This window comes from Actinocorallia libanotica, assembly GCF_039525175.1.
GTDB lineage: Bacteria > Actinomycetota > Actinomycetes > Streptosporangiales > Streptosporangiaceae > Actinocorallia > Actinocorallia libanotica.
Genome location: NZ_BAAAHH010000025.1, coordinates 79,653 through 93,985, shown reverse-complemented (window position 1 = coordinate 93,985; position 14,333 = coordinate 79,653). Strand labels below are relative to the sequence as shown.

Sequence of the window (14,333 nt, the reverse complement as noted above, 5' to 3'; positions counted from 1 at the left end):
CCGGCTACCAGCGCATGTACACCTCTTCGGCCCAGCCGAGGAGGCCGTCGACGCGGAGGGTGTCGCCCGCGTCGGTGGTGATGCGGCCGGAGTAGTGGCCGAAGCACTGGTCGGCGCGGTTGGCCATGAAGACGGCCTCGGTGCGGGTGCGGTGGTCGTGGAACGGGGTGAAGGTCAGGTCGACCTGGTCGGAGTCCCTGGTGCGCAGGGTCCAGGGGCGGAGGAAGTCGGCGCGGTCGTAGGTCCAGTCGAGCCGGGCGCCGATCTTGTCGAGGTGGCCGTCGACGACGAGGGCGTTCTCCGTGGCGCCCGTCCCGTCGGTCCACTTGCCGCCGAACTGGAGGCCCACGGTGTGGCCGTCGGTGGTGCCGGAGGCGGCGCCCCAGTTCCAGGTGATGCTGCGGGGCCAGCGGCCTCGGCCGTGGTCGAGGGTGGCCCAGGCGTCGTCGGCGAAGGGCAGGACGCGCTCGCCGATGCGCAGGGTGCCGGAAGCCGGGCGTGCGGTGTGCTTCGAGGTGAACTGGAACTGCTTCTCGTTCCAGGGGACCACGACGCTGAGCGTCTCGTGGCCTTCCGGGAGCGCGGCCAGGACGTCGAGCTCGACCGGACGCCTGTCGCGGGTGACCATGCGGGCCCGCAGGCGGGTGCCGCCCTCCTCGTGGGTGAGGGAGATGCGCACCTGGCCGCCGACGGGCTTCTCCGGGCCGAACACCACGTCGCCGCCGTACGGGCCGCCGCTTCCCGCGATGCCCTCCGGCAGGTCGACGCCGCGGCCGAACGGCACCAGCGCGGTGCGTTCGAACTCGACGGCGGGCCGCCCGTCCCGCGCATACTCCAGGACGTAGACCGTGTTGACGGCCAGGAAGTCGAGGTCGCTGACGGTCACCGCGACCAGGTGGGTCGGGGAGGTGACGCACCAGTACTCCCAGCGCTTCGTACGGCCCCAGCCGCTCAGGTTGGCGCGGTGCAGCGGGGTCCGCGACCAGCCCGCCGCGGCGGGGTTCAGCCCGCCGCCGGGACCGCACAGGTCGGTGGCGGCGGTGATCTCGGTCTCGTGTGTGGTCATCGGCCACCGTCCTGATCGGGGAGGGCCGGATCCTCGGGTTCCGGCGGTTCGGCGCGCGAACGCCGGGCGGCGTCGGCGAAGTAGGCGCCGAGCAGGCGCCTGGTCTGCTCGACCATGGCGGCGTCGCCCTCCCGCGAGTCGCGGAAGGCGAGGTCGATGCCGACGGCGGTGGTCTGGATCGCGAGGCTGGTCACGCGGTAGGGGTCGGCCAGCGGGGGCAGCCCGGCCTCCTCGACGGCGAACCGGTAGAGCCGTTCGGCCAGGATGTCGCCGCCGGCCTCGGTGGTGCCCTCGGGCAGGTACTTCTCGCCGCCGGGGCGCGCCTCGCCGAAGTCCACGACGGTGAAGCCCGGGATCACCTTCCGCATCTGCACCGTCTCCTCGATGACGATCTCCCCGGCGCGCGGCCAGGACAGCTCGGCCTCCCCCGCGGCGCGGGCGCGCAGCCTGTCGATGAGGATGTCCAGGTGGCGCAGGGCCAGATGGCGCAGCAGGCCGATCCTGCCGTCGAAGAACTGGTACACGGTGCCGGTGGGGACCCCCGCCCGGCGGGCGACCGCGGTGACGGTCAGCGCGTCGGAGCCGACCTCGTCGAGGAGTTCGGCGCAGGCGTCGAGGATGCGCTCGACCCGCTCCCGGCTGCGCTGCTGCACCGGTGTGCGGCGCACCCCTTGACTCTCCACGGCACAGTCATAACATGTCGACCCGTCATGTTTCTAACATGGCGACCCCTCACGTTTGACTGAAGGCAGGTGACGGCCGTGACGGAGCCGGCCAAGCCCCCGGCCCCCGACGACGCCCGCGGCACGGACGTCACACTGCGCTGGATGTCCCTGCTCGCCCTGGTGCAGCTCGGGGTGATCATGGCCTCGAACGCCTCGACGCAGATCCTGCTGCCCTCGCACGTCGAGCGCATCGACGCCCTCCACAAGGAGGCGTCGCTGGCCCTGGTCTTCGCGGCCGGCTCGATCGTCACCGCGGTCGCCAACCCGCTGGCCGGGGCGCTCTCCGACCGCACCCGCACCCGCTTCGGACGGCGGCGGCCGTGGGTCGTCGCCGGATCCCTGCTGGCCGCGGCCTCCCTGGGGTTCCTGGGCTCGCAGCACTCCATCGCCGGACTCGTCCTCGGCTGGTCGCTGGCGCAGCTGGCCTTCACGCTCGTGCTGGCCACCGCGGTCGCCGCGGTGCCCGACCAGGTGCCCGTCCACCAGCGCGGACGCGCCTCCGCGCTGGCCGGGGTGGCGGTCCTCATCGGCCCGCTGATCGGCGGCGCCGTGGTGACCTTCGCGGTCAAGGACCTCCTGGCCGGCTACCTGGCCATGGGCGCGCTGCTCCTGCTGGTCGCCCTGCCGTTCCCGCTGCGCTACGGCGAGCCCGAGCTGCCGCCGCCGGGCCCGCGCAAGCCGATCTGGTCCGGGCTCTGGGTCAATCCGAAGCGGCACCCCGACTTCGCCTGGGCCTGGCTCAGCCGGTTCCTGGTGAACCTGGCCCTGTCCATGGGCATCGGCTACCTCCTGTACTACCTGCGGGACTCGCTGCACTACGAGCGGCTCTTCCCCGGTTCCACGAACCAGGAGGGGGTGCTGGTCATGGTCACGGTCTTCTCGCTGAGCAGCGTCCTGCCCGGCCTCGCCGCGGGCTGGTGGTCGGACCGCAGCGGCCGCACCCGCGTCGTCGTCTTCACCGGCGGCGCCGTGATGGCCCTCGCCGCCCTCACCCTCGCCTTCGGCGACAGCTGGCCCGCCGCCCTCGTCGCGGCCGCGCTGCTGGGCGCCGGGACCGGCGTCTTCGTCTCCGTCGACCAGGCCATGGTGACCCGGCTGCTGCCCGCCGACGCCGACCGCGGCAAGGACCTGGGCGTGGTGAGCCTGGCCACCTCGCTCGGCTTCGTCCTCGGCCCGGTCGTGGCCGCGCCGCTGGTCACCTCGCCCGGCGGCTACCCCCTGATGTTCGGCGTCGCGGCGCTCGCCGCGCTGACCGGCGCTGTCCTGGTCTGGAGGATCCGCGGTGTCCGCTGACGAGGTGTTCCCCGAGTACCCGAGGCCGCAGCTCGTCCGCGACGGCCACCTGAACCTCAACGGACGGTGGGACTACGCCATCACGTCCGCGTACGCCGCCGAGCCGCGGGAGTACGACGGCGAGATCCTCGTGCCCTTCTCCCCGGAGGCCGAGCTGTCCGGGGTCGGGCGTACGCTGACGCCGGAGCAGGTGCTCTGGTACCGGCGCACCTGGGTGCTGCCCGAGGGCTTCGTCCGGGACAGGGTGCTGCTCCACTTCGGCGCGGTGGACCAGAGCTGCGAGGTGCTGCTCAACGGGGTGGCGGTGGGCGGCCACGTGGGCGGTTACCTGCCGTTCGTCCTGGACGTCACCGAGGCGCTGGCGCCCGGGGAGAACACCCTGGTGGTGAAGGTCCGGGACGTGTCGGACACCGGCCACCACTCACGCGGCAAGCAGCGCGGCGAGCACGGCGGGATCTGGTACACGCCGCAGTCGGGCATCTGGCAGACCGTCTGGGCCGAGTCCGTGCCGGCGGCCCACGTCCAGGGCCTCGTCATCGTTCCGCATCTCGCGGAGGGGTGCGTGGAGGTCACCGTGCGGGCCTCGGAGAGCCTGCCCGCCCGCATCGACGTGCTGCGCGACGGCGCCGTGATCGCGAGCGCGGAGGCCCCGGCCGGTGGACCCGTCCGCCTGCCGGTCCCGGACGTCCGGCCGTGGACGCCCGAGGACCCGTTCCTGTACGACCTGGAGGTCCGCCTCGGCGAGGACCGGGTGCGCGGCTACTTCGGCATGCGCTCGTTCGGCGTCGGCCCCGACGCCTCCGGCCTGCCCCGGCTCCTGCTCAACGGCCGGCCGTACTTCCACGCCGGCGTCCTCGACCAGGGCTACTGGTCGGGCGGCCTGTACACGCCACCGTCCGACGAGGCGATGGTCCGCGACATCCAGGCCATGAAGGACCTGGGCTTCACCATGCTGCGCAAGCACATCAAGATCGAACCGCTGCGCTGGTACCACCACTGCGACCGCCTCGGCATGCTCGTCTGGCAGGACATGGTCAACGGCGGCGAGCCCTACCGCCCCGCCGTCGTCACCCTCCCGGCCGTCGCCCCCTTCGTCCGCCTCCGCGACGACCGCCCCTCGGCCCACCGCCGCTTCGGCCGCGCCGACGCCTCCGGCCGCGCCGAGTTCGAACGCGAGATGCGCGCCACCGTCGAACACCTGCGCAACGTCGTCAGCCTCGCCGTCTGGGTCCCCTTCAACGAGGGCTGGGGCCAGTTCGACGCCGCCCGCGTCGCCGCCGACCTCGCCGCCCTCGACCCGACCCGCACCGTCGACCACGCCAGCGGCTGGCACGACCAGGGCGCGGGCGACCTCCACAGCCTCCACGTCTACTTCCGCGCCTTCCGCGTCCCCCGCCGCCGCGACCCCCGCGTCCTGGCCCTCACCGAATACGGCGGCTACAGCCTGACCGTCGACGGCCACCGCAGCAGCGAGAACCACTTCGGCTACCGCCGCTACCACTCCTCCGAAGCCCTCACCCAGGCCTTCCGCCGCCTCCACGAGGACCAGATCATCCCCGCTGTCCCCCGCGGCCTCAGCGCCACCGTCTACACCCAGCTCAGCGACGTCCAGGACGAGATGAACGGCCTCCTCACCCAGGACCGCGAGGTCGTCAAACTCGACCCCGAAACCGTCCGCGCCATCACCGCCCGCCTCCGCTACGCGTGACCCGCCCGCACGACCCCCCTCGTCACGGACAACGACCGAACGCCCGTTTTTCGTCGAACTCACCAATGCCGGCCCCTCGGAAGGCGAGCAGAGTGGCAGTCCCCGACACGAGGAGACAGCCCATGAAGCTGCGCACTCTCGCCTCGGCGGCCGCACTCGCCGCCGCCCTGACCGTCCCGGCACTCTCGGCACCCGCCCATGCCGCCCCCACCCAGGCGGCCGGCCAGTCCTGCTTCACCATCCCGTGGCCACCCTTCGTCAAGGTGGAGCTGATCTTCCCGACGGGCGGCTCCTGGCGCCTGGCCCCCGTCACCAAGACCTTCTGCCACTGAACCCTGGGGCCCGCCACCGCGAGGACGCCACTCAGAAGGCGAACCAGTGAATGTGCCGGCAGTTGACGCAGACCAGGCACGTGGCGTCCTCGTTCGCCCACGCCAGATCCAGAAACTCCATGCCCGTGGTGTTCAGCTTGTACCGGCGCCGGTCGAAGAACTGCCCCCGGCAGACCAGACACGTGAGCATCTGCCCGTGGGGAAGGTTGTACCGCTGCGGCCCCTTGGCCTTCTTACCCTTGAACAACCCCATACCGAGCGAGAATACGTCCCTCTTCGTCATTGACCCTTTTTCATCCTTATTCTGGATGCGCCGATCACAGCCTGATCGCGAGTTGAGGGTCTGACCCTGAACGTAGAGAAGCTACTGGTAGATGGGTCGATCACCACAACCGACACCCGTCTCGGCCAGGAGCTTCGGTGCCTTCCATCGTGCTGTCGTTGATGTGTCGCGTTCAACGCCGGACTACGACGCCGGGATGATCAACCGTCACCGCGAGGCGCTAGCCTCGCCCTGGAGGCTGCTCAGCCCGGCCCGACAAGCCCTGCTCGTGCTGGACGGCACGCTGATCCGCACCGACCGCGTGGCGGCTGACCGTACTACTCCGAGAAACACCGCTTCCACGGGGCGAACATCCAGGTCGTCGCCGCACCTGACGGCGCGATCATGGAGGATCCTGCGCAGGCTGCGTTGCAGCCCCGGCAAGGCCGGCCACCTGGTCAAAGCCATCGCCGTCCTGCAGAACCACCGGGTCACTCAAGCGACCCGAGGATGAAACGGGTTCACCGAGCCGGCATGGACGCGACCCCCGCCGTCGGCGACTATGGAGGTCTCAGAATCCCGGAAACCTGCGCTCCGGGGCTATGCCCTTCGGGGCGCGGACGCCCCTGGCCTTCAGGATCTCCTTCTCAAGGGCCTCTTCGTTCTCTTCGTAGACCTTGGCGATCCTGAACAGTGCCAGCGCGCAGTCTTCAAGGCTGTAAACGCCATCGTTCAAGCTCACGATGACGGAGGTGACCACATTGCCGTAGTTCTCGGGGAGTCCGGCGTCGTCTCCGGCCGATCCGAAAGTGCCCGACTGGAGGTATGCCTTGTCCAGCGCCTTGACGGCACCCACCCAGTCGAGAGCCGCTTCCTTGATGGTGTCACCGGATTTGGCGATCTGTCGAAGCTCATAAGCGGTGTAGTCGCCGGCCATCTTTTCGTCACATCCTTTCCGCGATATGTCGGCCTATTCTCTGGGCGGCCTTCTCCAGCACGGAGTCCTTCACTCCCCTGTACTCGCCGTTCGTGTAGGCGACCGACACGATGACGTCGGCTTTACGCAACTCGATGCTGATCAGCCCCTCGTAGGCCTTGGACCAGCAGGCTTCATCGACGCCCTGGAACCGAAGCGGACTACAGGGCATCGAACGCACGGAGATCGCCTCGGAGTACATCTGGCGTGCCGCCTCGGTAGTGGACTCCAAATCGTGCTTCTGCGCTTTCCACAGCCCTTCGCGCACTGAGACGTCGAGTTTTCGGTTGACATCCCTCCGGCTGTAGCCGCATCCGCTGTAGACGGGCCGCTCGGGCTCCTGGGGCTGTCCCAGCAGGTCTTCCCGGAATTCGGCGTCGACGAGAGAGCACGCGTCAGGCGCATGCCAGGCCCGAAGTACCGTCGGTGACGGCTCCACCTCTCGTTCGCCGGAGGAGCAACCGCCCGACGCGAAGAGCGTCAACACTGCGACCAGACAGGGAACTCTCAGTCTCATCCTCACGTGGGTTCCCACTTACTCCGGTCTCGCACACTCGGGGGGAAGCCGCCGGGAGGGCTCACCGACAGAGTCGTTCCCTTGAGGCTCTTGATCGAAGCCTGGTAGTTCGACAACGTCGTCGTGAGCGTTCCCTTGATTCCGGAATACTCGATCGCAAAATTCTCCAGGGCCACTCGGATGGCAAGCGTCTCTTCGTTGTTCTCATTACCGAAGATATATCCGACGTTGTTGCCTATCGCAATCGCCGCCTTCGCTATGGCCTGATTCCTGTCAACACATGCCTGCACGACATGCCTGTACATCTCTATGATGTTCTCGCCGGCCGCGACGAGTGCATCGAAGTCCTTGTCGGCGATCTTGATGTTGTTCGTCATGAAATCCTTGTAGGTGCCGTATGCAGGACCTTCCCAATACGTACCCAAGTCATTGAACGAACTGAACATGTTCTGTGCCGCGTCATCGATCTTCTTGGCTGCGTCGTGCCAGGCGTCCACCGCCTCCAGCACCTTTTCCGGTCTTCCACCCAGCTTCTTGGCGTGCCGGAGCATCTCCACCGCCAGAGCAACGTGCACCGTCGACGACAACGCCTTCTCCAGCGTCGACAGTTCCCCCGGCGGGGGTTCGGTGGGGGTGGGGACGACCGGTGGGGTGGGGCGTCTGCCTCCGCCGGGCCTCTGCGCCATGACCTCCGCCTTCCGCGATTCAGAATGAGAAATGCCGAAAGATCTGTTTCCGTGCCGCCGTGCGCTCCGCGATGACCTGCCGTCTCAGATCGGTGATCGAAGCCAGCAGCCGTTCGCCCAGCTTCCTCAGATCCGATGTCCGCACTGCGGCTTCGATGAGCCGGATCTCTACCAGCTCGCCCGAGCCGAGCATGGTCACCTCACCGAGACCGACTTCCAGTTCTCGCCGGAACAAGGTCGTGGCCAGGCGCTCGTCATACTCCTCCGCCTCCCGGAAACTCGCCTCTATGGCCTCCCGTTCCCGCTCAAGACGCATGAGGGAATCGACCAGCCCGGCGCGTGCGGTTCGGAGCGACGCCAAACGCGCATCGCGGTCATGGTTCACCGCTCTCCCCTCCCAGGAGTTCCGCACGCAGCGCCCTCGCCCTCTCCCCGTTCTCCCGAGCCGCGGTGTTGATGGCCTGGACGAGCGCGGACCCGAGCGAGCGTGTTCCCCGGGCACCGGCCGCCGCAGCATCGACTTCTATGGCGAGGAGCGTCCCGTGCCCATCGGTGCCGATCCGCGCCATGCCCTCGAGCACATTCACCTCGTATCTTTCCGACTCGAGTCGGCACTCCAGTTCCCGCAGTCGTTCGCCGAGCCCTTCATCCGGGGGTTCTTCGTGTACCGCCTCGGCTTCCGCCCTGTACCGAAGTGCGGCCGTGTCCGGTGGTTCCAGCGGAGGCTCATACCTCCTCGGCCGCTTTACTTCCTCTTCCGGTTCTTCCTCTCCGACGAAAGGAAGTATTCGATCTCGGGCCTCGACATCGTTCTTCGGCGCGAACGGGGTTGCCGTATTCAGCAGGTCTATGAAATTTTGTTCATTGTGATCCGGCACGGATGCTCTCCTTGTTCGCCGATCCGGCTCGGTCGAAGATTCTGCCACGCTCCGACCGTAACGATCAACGCTTGACCTCACGTCGTCGGCAGCCGCCTCCCGCGCACTTCACCCCTGTGTGGAATATCCTGAGGTTAGAGTCAGATTGCGATGGGCTCGACGAGGAACGGCGTAGGCAATCCACGCTAGTTCTGGCCGCAATCGGTCAGGAACCCTTTTGTTCCTCCCCCTTGAATCCGTCTCGTCCAACCGGTTCGAGGGCCGAAGGGTTTGGTGTCCGGCGGCTTGGCGCGGATGAGGAAGTCGGTGGCGGCGGTGGGGGTTCGGGTGATGCGAAGGTCCGCGGGGGGAGTGCGGGAGCGGTGGGTGAGAACTCGGTGCAGAAGGCCTGGGGACGCTGGGAATGTCGCTGGCGGGCGTTAGGGTTCGACGCGTTCTAGGCCGGTCGGAGAACCCTGTACGGGGTCCGCGGTCAAGAGGGGCGGGAGTACGCTCCCGGATCCGTCTCGGAGCAGAAACGCCACCATGCCCCGCCCCTCTCTCCGCGGCGGGCCGCGCTGACGCGCACGCGCCTCAGGTCGGGGAGATGTGCAGAGATTCGGCGTGAGGGTGAGCATGCCGCCCGCGGCGATGTCCTTGCGGGCGTAGCCAGCGGTCTGGAGGAGGCCGGTAACGCCTTGGGCGTGGTAGAGGCGGAGTGATTCGGCTGCTGTTTCCAGGCCGATGTAGGGGTTGTAGTCCTTGCTGAGGAAGTCGCTGTAGGGCTGCCGCCAGCCTTCCTGCTCGGCCTCCCGAGCCGGCTTTCGTGCCGCGCCCCCGAGACGTCGTAGTAGGTGAGGGGCGCGGCGACGGACTCCCAGGTGACGGAGATCTTGCCGGGCTCGATGCGGCCGAGCTGGGTGGCTTCGGGGCGGGGCGGGCTGGTCGTGGCGGACGCGCGGCGGTCGTACAGCCTCTACCAGTGGATGGCGGGAGTACAGGGCCAGGCGCCCTTGGTGGGTGGTGTGCCCCGGGCGGGGGCGGGGTGGTGGCGGTGGGGTAGACAGGGGGGATTCGCCTATTTTGCACCGCGCGGTTCGGCACGGATGCGGGCCGTGGGGTGCGCCGCTGGTCGGGGGACTACGAAAGGGAGGCCGTCATGCGCGGAGCCGTCATCCATGGTCCTGGAGATGTGCGGATCGAGGAGCGTCCCGAGCCGGGGATCGTCGAGGCGGGCGATGCGGTGATCCGTGTCGTCGCCACCTGCGTGTGCGGGTCTGATCTGTGGAGTTATCGGGGGATCGATCAGGTTCGGCGGCCTCGGCCGATGGGGCACGAGTACGTCGGGGTGGTCGAGGAGGTGGGGAAGCAGGTCGCCTCCGTTCGGCCGGGGCAGTTCGTCGTCGGGTCGTTCTTCGCCTCCGACAACACCTGTCCGGTCTGCCGGGCCGGGTATCAGAGCGCGTGCCAGAACCGGGTGCACATGGGCGAGTGCCAGGCCGAGCGGATCCGGGTTCCGATGGCGGACGGCACTCTCGTGGCGACGCCCGAGCAGCCGGCGGCGGAGCTCGTGCCGAGCCTTCTCGCGGTCTCGGACGTCATGGGCACCGGCTGGTACGCCGCCGTGGCCGCCGAGGTCCGGCCCGGGGCCACCGTCGCCGTCGTGGGGGACGGCGCCGTCGGGCTGTGCGGGGTGCTCGCCGCCAGGGAGCTGGGCGCCGAGCGGATCATCGCCATGAGCCGGCACGAGCCGCGCCAGCGGCTCGCCCGCGAGTTCGGCGCCACCGACGTCGTCGCCGAGCGCGGCGACGAGGGGGTCGCCCGCGTCAAGGAGCTGACCGGCGGTGTCGGCGCGGACTGCGTCCTGGAGTGCGTCGGCACCGACGAGTCGATGCGGCAGGCACTGCGGTCGACCCGGCCCGGCGGGAACATCGGCTTCGTCGGCCTCCCCCACAAGGTGGACATCCCTGGCAAGGAGCTGTTCGCCTCGCTCATCGCGCTGCGGGGCGGCCCCGCGCCCGTGCGCCGCTTCCTGCCCGACCTCATCACGCGCGTATTCGACGGCCGGATCGACCCGGGCAGGGTCTTCGACATGACGCTGCCGCTGGCGGAGGTCGCCGAGGCCTACCGGGCCATGGACGAGCGCCGCGCCGTCAAGGTGCTGCTTCAGCCCTGAGCCCGCCGGGTGCGTTCGGCCTGCCAGCGGTCCACCAGGGTGGGGAGCTCACGGAACATGAAGCTGTAGAAGTCGCGCATCTCGGCCAGTCGGCGGGCGGCGAGGGTGTCGCGGCCCGCCGCGGCTATGCCCTCGTCGGCCGCCTCGAACATGGCCTGCACGACGGTGTTCTGCGTCGACATGAGGACGGCCCAGGCGCCTTCGCGCAGACGGTAGTGCTCGCGGCGGCTGCCGGGGGCGGGCACCCGTTCGATCAGCCCGACGGTGAGCAGCGCCTTGAGTGCGCCCGACACCGAGCCGGAGCTGAGGGTCAGCCGTTCGGCCAGTTCGGGCGCGGTGACGCTGTCGTCCTCGGCGAACAGCAGCGCGGACAGGACCCGCGCGGTCGCCTTCTGCAGCCCGTTCTGGGACAGGGTCAGGGCCATCCGCTCGGCGGCGTGGGCGAGGTCTGCCACGGCCGTCCTCCTCTTCATCGATCTTGACGGAATTCTAACGCCTCTGAGTCTTCAGAAATCTCTGAACATTCTGATACCTTCGCGGCATGAACACGGCGATCGAGCTGTCCGGGCTCACCAAGGACTACGGCTCCCGGCGCGGCCTGAACGACCTGTCCCTGCGGGTGGAGGCCGGACAGGTCTTCGGCTACCTGGGGCCCAACGGAGCAGGGAAATCCACCACCATCCGGCTGATGCTGGACCTCATCCGCCCCACCGGCGGCACCGTCCGGGTGCTGGGGCTGGACCCGCGGGCCGACGCGGTGCGGCTGCACCGCCGGATCGGCTACCTGGCCGGCGACTTCGTGGTCGACGGCCGCCAGCGGGCCGGCGAGTGCCTGGCCTTCCTGGGCGACCTGCGCGGCGGCGTCCCCGCGGCGCGCGTCCTGGACCTGGCCGACCGGCTGGAGCTGGACCTGTCGGCCCGGGTCAAGAGCCTGTCCAAGGGCAACCGGCAGAAGGTAGGGCTCATCCAGGCGTTCATGCACCGGCCCGAACTGCTGATCCTGGACGAGCCCACCTCCGGTCTCGACCCGCTGGTGCAGCAGACGTTCCTCGACATGGTCTCCGAGGCCAAGGCGGCCGGGCAGACGGTGTTCATGTCCAGCCACATCATGAGCGAGGTGGAGGCCGTCGCCGACCGGGTGGCCATCATCCGCGAAGGCCGCCTCGTGGCCACCGACACCGTCGCCGCGCTGCGCGCCCGCTCCTTCCTCCAGGTGCGGATCGACTTCGCCGAGCCCGTCGCCGCCGAGGAGTTCGCCGTCCTGCCCGGCGTCACCGAACTGGAAGTGACCGGCTCCACGCTCACCTGCCGGCTGGACGGCCGTCCCGACGCCCTCGTCAAAACGGCCGCCCGCCACACCGTCACCGGCCTGCACGCCGAGAGCCAGGACCTGGAAGAGCTGTTCCACGCCTACTACACCGGCGAGAACCCCGCCGCGACCCCGCATAAGGACATGGCATGACCACCACCGTGCTGCCCGGCGTCTCCGGCCCCGCCCGCGCGTTCGGGCGTTCGATGTTCACCAAGACGCTGTTCGACAACCGCCGCATTTTCACCGTCTGGGCGCTGGCCACCGGCCTGCTGGCGCTGATGTACGCCAGTTTCTACCCGCAGATCACCGCTGACGCCGCCGCCAACGTGCCCGAAGCGATGAGCGGATTCGGCTTCGACGACCTGGGCTCGGCCGCCGGATATCTGCAGGGCGCGGTGTTCGGGCTGCTGGTGCCGCTCCTGGCCACCTTCTACGGAGCCGCCACCGGCGCCCGCATGATCTCCGCCGACGAGGAGTCCGGCCACCTCGACCTGCTGCTGGCCCACCCGATCAGCCGCACCCGCCTGCTGCTGCACCGCTTCGCCGCCCTGGCGAGTGGAGCCGTGCTCATCGCGGCCGCGGTCCTGGGCGCGATGCTGGCCATCCGCACCGGCGCCGGGCTGGACTCGGTCTCCGTCGGCGGCTTCACCGCCCAGGCCGTCACCCTGGCACTGCTCGCCCTGCTGTTCGGAGCGCTCGCCACCGCCATCGGCGCGGCCACCGGCGGGAGCCGCGCCACCGTGTTCGGCACCGCCGCCGGAATCGGCGTCCTGGCCTACGCCGTCAACGGCTTCGCCCCCCAGGTCGGCGCCGACTGGCTGCGCCTCCTCACTCCCTTCCACTACTACATCGGCGGCGAGCCGCTGAAGAACGGCCTCCCCCTGGCCGACGCGTGCGTTCTGGCCGCCGCCACCGCCGCACTCCTCGCTGCCGGGACCTGGCGCTTCACCCGCCGCGACCTCGGCCGCTGAACACCCGCCCAGGCCGGTCGTCCATGGCGCCGCCCTCGGTAACGCGGTCCTTCGCCGCCGTCTCGTACGCGGCGAAGGACCGCGTCCGCTTCGAACGCACCCGTCCCTGACGGGGGAAGCGGCGGGCACGGAAGAAGAAGATGGCCCCCAGCGAAGACCGGAGAGTGAGCTGGGGGCCGACTGGGGAGGGTGGCCGCCCCAGAACCTGCGGCCGCTGTCGCGGTCGTCGCGGGTCCCACGCTGACACGGGGCCGGGGATGTCGTCGAGCGATCCGTGTCCGGGGGACGTCCAAGAGAAGTTGGACAAATAACACCGCAGGTCAGCGGGTCAGCCGACGCGGACGTCCAGGAAGATCGGACGCTTGCCGGGGAAGAAGGTGCGGCCCTGGCCGTCGACCATCTTCCAGTAGATCCGGCATTTGCCGCTCTTCCGCGGGGCCCGTACCCGTACGCGGAGGTCGACGCTCTCCCCCGGGCGGGTCCGGGGGATTTCCACGCGGTCGGGGGCGTCGCAGATCGCGTCGTTCGCCCGCATGAGGAAGCGGCCTTCCCATTCCACCGTGCCGGTGTTCCGGATCCGCCACACCTTCTCGAAGGACTCTCCCCGCCGCACCAGGGTGCCGTCCGGGTACGTGATGTCGCCTTCGAAGACCGAGTCGTCCACCTGGATCGTGGGCTGTGCCGCCGGGGGCTTCCGGACGGGACGCTCCTCGGAGAAGAACGCGACGCCACCCGCGACCGCGACGAGTACCGCGAGCGCGGCGACGGTGACGAGACCGACCGTGTTCAGCCGGGGGCGCCGACCCGGGACGACCTGCGGGGCGGTCACCGCACCCGCCGACTCGCCCTCGAAACCCGCCGCAGGCACGACGGCTTCCGCCTCCGCGGGGGCGTCTTCCACAGCCTGGGGAACACCTACCACCGGCCCGGGAACGGCCTCCGCCCTCCCGGTCTCGGCGACGGCACCGGGAAGGCCGGTGTCTCCGAGTTCCGCGAGGGCTTTCGTGCGGCGCCAGAGTTCGTGCCACTCCCGTTCGGTCTCCGCCGCGTCGTGTCCCAGCCGGTCGACCGCCAGGACGCGGACGAACTCCCAGGTCGTGCCCCAGCTCGCCAGGGTCCGCCCCTGGGCCGCGGCGGCCAGCGACGACTTCGACGCCGCCGCGCCCAGCTGGGAGGACATCTCCGTGAAGGACGGGTCGCCGGCCTCCAGCTTGAGCCGCCACAACCGGTCGGCGAACGCCTCGACCGGCCCCGCGGCCGGGTCGGGGCGCGCGGGTCTCCGCCCGCGCTGACCGCTCCCGTCCGCCTGCGCTGCTTCCCGCACCTGACCCTCCCGGCCCGAATTCCCCACACGACACAAAGAAGAGCGGAATGCCCGGGAGCCGACGATACCGAGCCGCCTGACAGATCCGTGGCGAACCTGTCAGGCGGCGGGGCCGCGGGCGACCACCA

Annotated in this window: 18 protein-coding genes; 7 read left to right on the top strand and 11 right to left on the bottom strand. The window is 69.7% G+C overall.

The features are described 5' to 3' along the window. Window positions 1–4: 4 nt before the first annotated feature. Both ABD140_RS26685 and ABD140_RS26680 read right to left on the bottom strand, forming a co-directional pair. The gene (locus ABD140_RS26685) at window positions 5–1,066 is read right to left on the bottom strand and encodes a DUF2804 domain-containing protein (protein ID WP_344243734.1); all 1,062 of its coding nucleotides are present in this window, start codon (window positions 1,064–1,066) and stop codon (window positions 5–7) included. Continuing rightward, window positions 1,063–1,734, bottom strand: coding sequence for a TetR/AcrR family transcriptional regulator (locus ABD140_RS26680; RefSeq protein ID WP_344243733.1), 672 nt, complete (start codon window positions 1,732–1,734; stop codon window positions 1,063–1,065). The genes ABD140_RS26685 and ABD140_RS26680 overlap by 4 nt, the downstream gene beginning before the upstream one ends. A 93-nt stretch (window positions 1,735–1,827) precedes the next feature. Here ABD140_RS26680 and ABD140_RS26675 point away from each other — a divergent pair, with 93 nt between their 5' ends. The 3 genes from ABD140_RS26675 (at window position 1,828) to ABD140_RS26665 (ending at window position 5,124) form a co-directional block, all read left to right on the top strand. Beyond that, the gene (locus ABD140_RS26675; RefSeq protein WP_344243732.1) at window positions 1,828–3,084 is read left to right on the top strand and encodes an MFS transporter; all 1,257 of its coding nucleotides are present in this window, start codon (window positions 1,828–1,830) and stop codon (window positions 3,082–3,084) included. Beyond that, the gene (locus ABD140_RS26670; RefSeq protein ID WP_344243731.1) at window positions 3,074–4,792 is read left to right on the top strand and encodes a glycoside hydrolase family 2 protein; all 1,719 of its coding nucleotides are present in this window, start codon (window positions 3,074–3,076) and stop codon (window positions 4,790–4,792) included. The genes ABD140_RS26675 and ABD140_RS26670 overlap by 11 nt, the downstream gene beginning before the upstream one ends. A 122-nt stretch (window positions 4,793–4,914) precedes the next feature. Continuing rightward, window positions 4,915–5,124 (top strand): hypothetical protein, encoded by a 210-nt coding sequence (locus tag ABD140_RS26665; RefSeq protein ID WP_344243730.1) that lies wholly within the window; start codon window positions 4,915–4,917, stop codon window positions 5,122–5,124. Window positions 5,125–5,155: 31 nt separating this feature from the next. Here the strand turns inward: ABD140_RS26665 and ABD140_RS26660 are convergent, their stop codons facing one another. Then, window positions 5,156–5,377 carry a hypothetical protein gene (locus ABD140_RS26660; RefSeq protein ID WP_344243728.1) on the bottom strand — a complete coding sequence of 74 codons (222 nt, stop codon included), beginning with the start codon at window positions 5,375–5,377 and terminating at the stop codon, window positions 5,156–5,158. A 226-nt stretch (window positions 5,378–5,603) separates the two neighbouring features. Here ABD140_RS26660 and ABD140_RS40200 point away from each other — a divergent pair, with 226 nt between their 5' ends. Next, window positions 5,604–5,900 carry a hypothetical protein gene (locus ABD140_RS40200; RefSeq protein WP_425544151.1) on the top strand — a complete coding sequence of 99 codons (297 nt, stop codon included), beginning with the start codon at window positions 5,604–5,606 and terminating at the stop codon, window positions 5,898–5,900. A 57-nt stretch (window positions 5,901–5,957) separates the two neighbouring features. On the opposite strand, the gene ABD140_RS26650 is transcribed toward ABD140_RS40200, so the two are convergent. From ABD140_RS26650 to ABD140_RS26625, 6 genes are all read right to left on the bottom strand, one after another. After that, window positions 5,958–6,323: a hypothetical protein gene (locus ABD140_RS26650; protein WP_344243727.1), complete on the bottom strand. Its 366-nt coding sequence runs from the start codon at window positions 6,321–6,323 to the stop codon at window positions 5,958–5,960. Between the two features lie 7 nt (window positions 6,324–6,330). Then, window positions 6,331–6,846, bottom strand: a complete 516-nt coding sequence (locus tag ABD140_RS26645) for a hypothetical protein (protein WP_344243726.1) — start codon at window positions 6,844–6,846, stop codon at window positions 6,331–6,333. Between the two features lie 35 nt (window positions 6,847–6,881). Further along, window positions 6,882–7,565, bottom strand: coding sequence for a WXG100 family type VII secretion target (locus ABD140_RS26640; RefSeq protein WP_344243725.1), 684 nt, complete (start codon window positions 7,563–7,565; stop codon window positions 6,882–6,884). Between the two features lie 19 nt (window positions 7,566–7,584). Then, a complete protein-coding gene (locus tag ABD140_RS26635) occupies window positions 7,585–7,950 on the bottom strand; it encodes a YbaB/EbfC family nucleoid-associated protein (protein WP_344243724.1) in 366 nt (121 codons plus the stop codon). Further along, window positions 7,940–8,443, bottom strand: a complete 504-nt coding sequence (locus ABD140_RS26630) for a YbaB/EbfC family nucleoid-associated protein (protein ID WP_344243723.1) — start codon at window positions 8,441–8,443, stop codon at window positions 7,940–7,942. The genes ABD140_RS26635 and ABD140_RS26630 overlap by 11 nt, the downstream gene beginning before the upstream one ends. 419 nt (window positions 8,444–8,862) lie before the next feature. Further along, a complete protein-coding gene (locus ABD140_RS26625) occupies window positions 8,863–9,162 on the bottom strand; it encodes a Scr1 family TA system antitoxin-like transcriptional regulator (RefSeq protein WP_344243776.1) in 300 nt (99 codons plus the stop codon). Between the two features lie 419 nt (window positions 9,163–9,581). Between ABD140_RS26625 and ABD140_RS26620 the strand changes: the two genes are divergently transcribed. Continuing rightward, the gene (locus ABD140_RS26620) at window positions 9,582–10,598 is read left to right on the top strand and encodes a zinc-dependent alcohol dehydrogenase family protein (RefSeq protein ID WP_344243722.1); all 1,017 of its coding nucleotides are present in this window, start codon (window positions 9,582–9,584) and stop codon (window positions 10,596–10,598) included. Here ABD140_RS26620 and ABD140_RS26615 read toward each other — a convergent pair. Continuing rightward, a complete protein-coding gene (locus ABD140_RS26615; protein WP_344243721.1) occupies window positions 10,589–11,053 on the bottom strand; it encodes a GbsR/MarR family transcriptional regulator in 465 nt (154 codons plus the stop codon). The two genes, ABD140_RS26620 and ABD140_RS26615, sit on opposite strands and share 10 nt — an antisense overlap. An 86-nt stretch (window positions 11,054–11,139) precedes the next feature. Here ABD140_RS26615 and ABD140_RS26610 point away from each other — a divergent pair, with 86 nt between their 5' ends. Together ABD140_RS26610 and ABD140_RS26605 are read left to right on the top strand one after the other, a co-directional pair. Beyond that, on the top strand, window positions 11,140–12,060 hold the full coding sequence (locus ABD140_RS26610) for an ABC transporter ATP-binding protein (RefSeq protein WP_344243720.1): 921 nt from the start codon (window positions 11,140–11,142) through the stop codon (window positions 12,058–12,060). Next, complete coding sequence (locus tag ABD140_RS26605; protein ID WP_344243719.1) at window positions 12,057–12,881, top strand: ABC transporter permease subunit; 825 nt, start codon at window positions 12,057–12,059, stop codon at window positions 12,879–12,881. The genes ABD140_RS26610 and ABD140_RS26605 overlap by 4 nt, the downstream gene beginning before the upstream one ends. Window positions 12,882–13,209: 328 nt before the next feature. On the opposite strand, the gene ABD140_RS26600 is transcribed toward ABD140_RS26605, so the two are convergent. Then, complete coding sequence (locus ABD140_RS26600; RefSeq protein ID WP_344243717.1) at window positions 13,210–14,205, bottom strand: NBR1-Ig-like domain-containing protein; 996 nt, start codon at window positions 14,203–14,205, stop codon at window positions 13,210–13,212. Window positions 14,206–14,333: the final 128 nt, after the last annotated feature.

What these genes read in the sequence shown, in the direction of transcription:
- ABD140_RS26605 (WP_344243719.1), top strand. Translation starts at nt 12,057, where the DNA reads ATGACCACCACCGTGCTGCCCGGCGTCTCCGGCCCCGCCCGCGCGTTC.
- ABD140_RS26610 (WP_344243720.1), top strand. Translation starts at nt 11,140, where the DNA reads ATGAACACGGCGATCGAGCTGTCCGGGCTCACCAAGGACTACGGCTCC.
- ABD140_RS26665 (WP_344243730.1), top strand. Translation starts at nt 4,915, where the DNA reads ATGAAGCTGCGCACTCTCGCCTCGGCGGCCGCACTCGCCGCCGCCCTG.
- ABD140_RS26650 (WP_344243727.1), bottom strand. Translation starts at nt 6,323, where the DNA reads ATGGCCGGCGACTACACCGCTTATGAGCTTCGACAGATCGCCAAATCC.
- ABD140_RS26660 (WP_344243728.1), bottom strand. Translation starts at nt 5,377, where the DNA reads ATGGGGTTGTTCAAGGGTAAGAAGGCCAAGGGGCCGCAGCGGTACAAC.
- ABD140_RS26685 (WP_344243734.1), bottom strand. Translation starts at nt 1,066, where the DNA reads ATGACCACACACGAGACCGAGATCACCGCCGCCACCGACCTGTGCGGT.
- ABD140_RS26640 (WP_344243725.1), bottom strand. Translation starts at nt 7,565, where the DNA reads ATGGCGCAGAGGCCCGGCGGAGGCAGACGCCCCACCCCACCGGTCGTC.
- ABD140_RS26620 (WP_344243722.1), top strand. Translation starts at nt 9,582, where the DNA reads ATGCGCGGAGCCGTCATCCATGGTCCTGGAGATGTGCGGATCGAGGAG.
- ABD140_RS40200 (WP_425544151.1), top strand. Translation starts at nt 5,604, where the DNA reads ATGATCAACCGTCACCGCGAGGCGCTAGCCTCGCCCTGGAGGCTGCTC.